The sequence below is a fragment of the Azospirillum sp. B4 genome, assembly GCF_000333275.1.
Classification (GTDB): domain Bacteria; phylum Pseudomonadota; class Alphaproteobacteria; order Azospirillales; family Azospirillaceae; genus Nitrospirillum.
Genome location: NZ_BACU01000341.1, coordinates 1 through 2697 on the forward strand (window position 1 = coordinate 1; position 2697 = coordinate 2697).

Here is a 2697-nt window from a genome sequence, read left to right on the forward strand (position 1 = left end):
GCTGACGTCCGGCCTTCCCGCATTAGACATGCGTATGGTTGATGGAAGAGGGATGGGACCATGGAGCGCTACACCGGCGGTTGCCTGTGCGGTAACGTCCGCATCGTGGCGCGGGGGCGCCCCTATCGGGTGGGCCTATGCCACTGCCTCGACTGCCGCAAGCATCACGGCGCCCTCTTTCACGCCTCCGCGATATTTCCCCGGGACGCGGTCACCATCGACGGAGAGACAGGGGACTATAAGGGCCGCTGTTTCCGCCCCCGCTGCGGTTCGTCTGTCTTCTCGCGAACCGCCGACGAGATCGAGGTGCACCTGGGCGCCCTGGACGCGCCCGACCAACTGGTGCCGACTTATGAAAACTGGGTCGTCCGCCGGGAATCCTGGCTGCCACCCTTCCCGCTCGCACACCACTACGACCGGGATCGCGAGGGGCGGGGCCGCGCTGAGGATTAGCCGTCCTTGGCCATCTGTTGCTCGAAGGTGATCTCGATGAACTCGGCAGGGCGAACCACCGCCACCAACACGGTCACCCGCAGAATGCCGTTCTTCAGGTCATCCGGCGTCATGGTGCTGCCCAGGCCAACGAGGACCTGGAATGCGTCATCGGGCCTGGCGCCCTGCAACCCGCCCTGCTTCCAGACATCGGTCAGGAAGCTGCTGATCATGCTCTTCACCGCGGCCCAGGTGTTGGCTGTATTGGGGCCAAAGGCGTAGGCGTGCGCCGCCCGCTTAACCGACTGTTCCAGGAAAATCATGGTGCGCCGGACCGAGACATAGCGCCAGTCCTGGCTGTTGCCGTCCAGCGTCCTAGCGCCCCAGATCAGAATGCCCTGGCCGGTGAAAAAGCGGATGGCGTTGATGGATTTGCCCGACACCGCATCGATGTTCAGGTTTTCCTGTTGGCTGTCGCTCAGACGGATGGGCAGGCTGGCGGCACCGACGATGCTGGTGTTGGCCGGACTGTTCCAGACGCCCCTGGTGTTATCGTTGACGGTATAGACGCCGGCCATGGCGCCACTGGGCGGCAGCAGGTTCGCGACATCCATCACCTGCTGGATAATCTGGCCGTAGGTCTTGCTGGCGTTGAGCAGGGCGTTGTGAAGCTGGCTGGTGGTCAGGGGCGTTGCCGGCGGGGTTTCGATCATGGCGATGATCTTCGCCGCCGCCGGATCGGGGGCGTCAGGAGGATTCAGCAGTGGCGCCAATTGTTTGATGTCGCCGCCAAAAAGATTGGTGAAGTCGATCTCCCCGCTCTGCATGACCGTGGTGCCGACGAACGGGTAGTAGGAGATGCCGTACTTCAGCCCGTTGGTGCCGGTGGCGTCGCGAAAAGCCGCGATGTCCTGCGTGTACTGGGTGGGATCAGGCTGGTTGCCATTGATCACGTCGAACAGGCAGACGGTGGTCTGCAGGTCCTGGGCCTGCAGCAGCATGCTCTGCATCAGGGTGGCGTTGTCCGCCGCCGTTAGCAGTGTGGCCTCGGGGCAGATGTAGATGGTGGGCTCAAGCTCGACCCTCAGGAGCGTCAGGCCCCGTTGCAGATCGGCTAGCGTCACGTTCGTGTTGACCAGGGGCGTCTTGGCGGTGGCCAGGGGCTTGCCGCTGGGGGCGCCGTAGGAACCGACCGGGACGATCCAGGCGTCACCGCCGCCGTTCAAATAGAACAGACGCACGCTGTTATACATATAATAAATGGTGTTCGGATCGGGCAGTATTGAGTAGAATTTCCCGCCGATGGACAGATATGGGCCGGCATCCGGCTTCTGGTTTTGCGGAGTCAGATAATATTGTGGCATGTATTGGCGGGCCGGATCGGCCGGTGCTGCCGGATTTGGCAGTGAGAAATACGCCTGGTATTCAGCGAAGGAGGAGATGCGTACCGGCTTGTTGTAATAGGATTTGCCTTGATAGTCGGCGCGCGGCGTATAGCCGATGAAGACGGGAACGGCGGTGGCGACAGGCACGACCGAGTTGGGAAAAGCGTTTAACTCGTTGATGTAGACGCCGGGGGTCGAATACGTTGCCAAGATCGCGTCATCCTTCCTTTGGGTGGGTATAGAGCCGGATTGGCCGCTTCAGCCTGTGGTCACCACTTTCCTTAGGTCTGCCGGAAATACACGATGAAGATGGCGCCGATGCGATGGGGCGTGCCATCCCGTCCCGCAACGCCATGATTTGAAGTCATCGGCGCCGGCGGCGGAGTCAGCTGCGCAGGCGTCCGCCCCCGAAGGTCAGCGCCAGGAACAGCAGAAGGGCTGTCAGGCCGGGCCAGAACAGCAGGTGGTTCAGCCCTTCCCAATGCGCCATGTCGCGGACGGAGGTATAAGGGTTGACGAATAGGTCGACCTTGTCGCTGAAGCTGAGGTCGCCAGCTTTGAACTTGTCCGGGGATTGGCCAAAGATCTGGCCGATGGCGCCCGCCATGTCGGCCAACGCGCGCGACGGCGCGCGGATGCGGTCAACCGCCTGCTGGTAGGCCAATACGTGATTGCCGCCCAGGCCGACGATGGCCACCCACTTGGCCACCTGGCGCACTCCACCCGCATCCATCGCCATCACCCGCATCCCCCATGGTTCGCCGGCAGGCTAAACGGACGTCCAGGACAGGGGAAGTCCCAAAACAAAACGGCGCGGTCCCCTCAGGAACCGCGCCGTCTCGTCACTTAATCGATCCGAAGAAGGATCAGGCCTCGGTCT

The 2697-nt window shown here is 62.3% G+C and carries 3 protein-coding genes; 1 reads left to right on the forward strand and 2 read right to left on the reverse strand.

Annotated features, from left to right (window positions below; translation table 11 throughout):
- Positions 1–60: 60 nt before the first annotated feature.
- Positions 61–453 carry a GFA family protein gene (locus tag I55_RS15115; protein WP_044561419.1) on the forward strand — a complete coding sequence of 131 codons (393 nt, stop codon included), beginning with the start codon at positions 61–63 and terminating at the stop codon, positions 451–453.
- Here the strand turns inward: I55_RS15115 and I55_RS15120 are convergent.
- Positions 450–2027, reverse strand: coding sequence for a phage tail sheath C-terminal domain-containing protein (locus I55_RS15120; protein WP_199902606.1), 1578 nt, complete (start codon positions 2025–2027; stop codon positions 450–452). The genes I55_RS15115 and I55_RS15120 overlap by 4 nt on opposite strands.
- A gap of 175 nt (positions 2028–2202) precedes the next feature.
- Positions 2203–2556, reverse strand: a complete 354-nt coding sequence (locus I55_RS15125; protein WP_148293754.1) for a hypothetical protein — start codon at positions 2554–2556, stop codon at positions 2203–2205.
- Between the last annotated feature and the right edge of the window lie 141 nt (positions 2557–2697).

Excerpts from the sequence above, each read along its gene's own strand:
- I55_RS15125 (WP_148293754.1), bottom strand. The coding sequence starts at position 2,556 with ATGGCGATGGATGCGGGTGGAGTGCGCCAGGTGGCCAAGTGGGTGGCC.
- I55_RS15115 (WP_044561419.1), top strand. The coding sequence starts at position 61 with ATGGAGCGCTACACCGGCGGTTGCCTGTGCGGTAACGTCCGCATCGTG.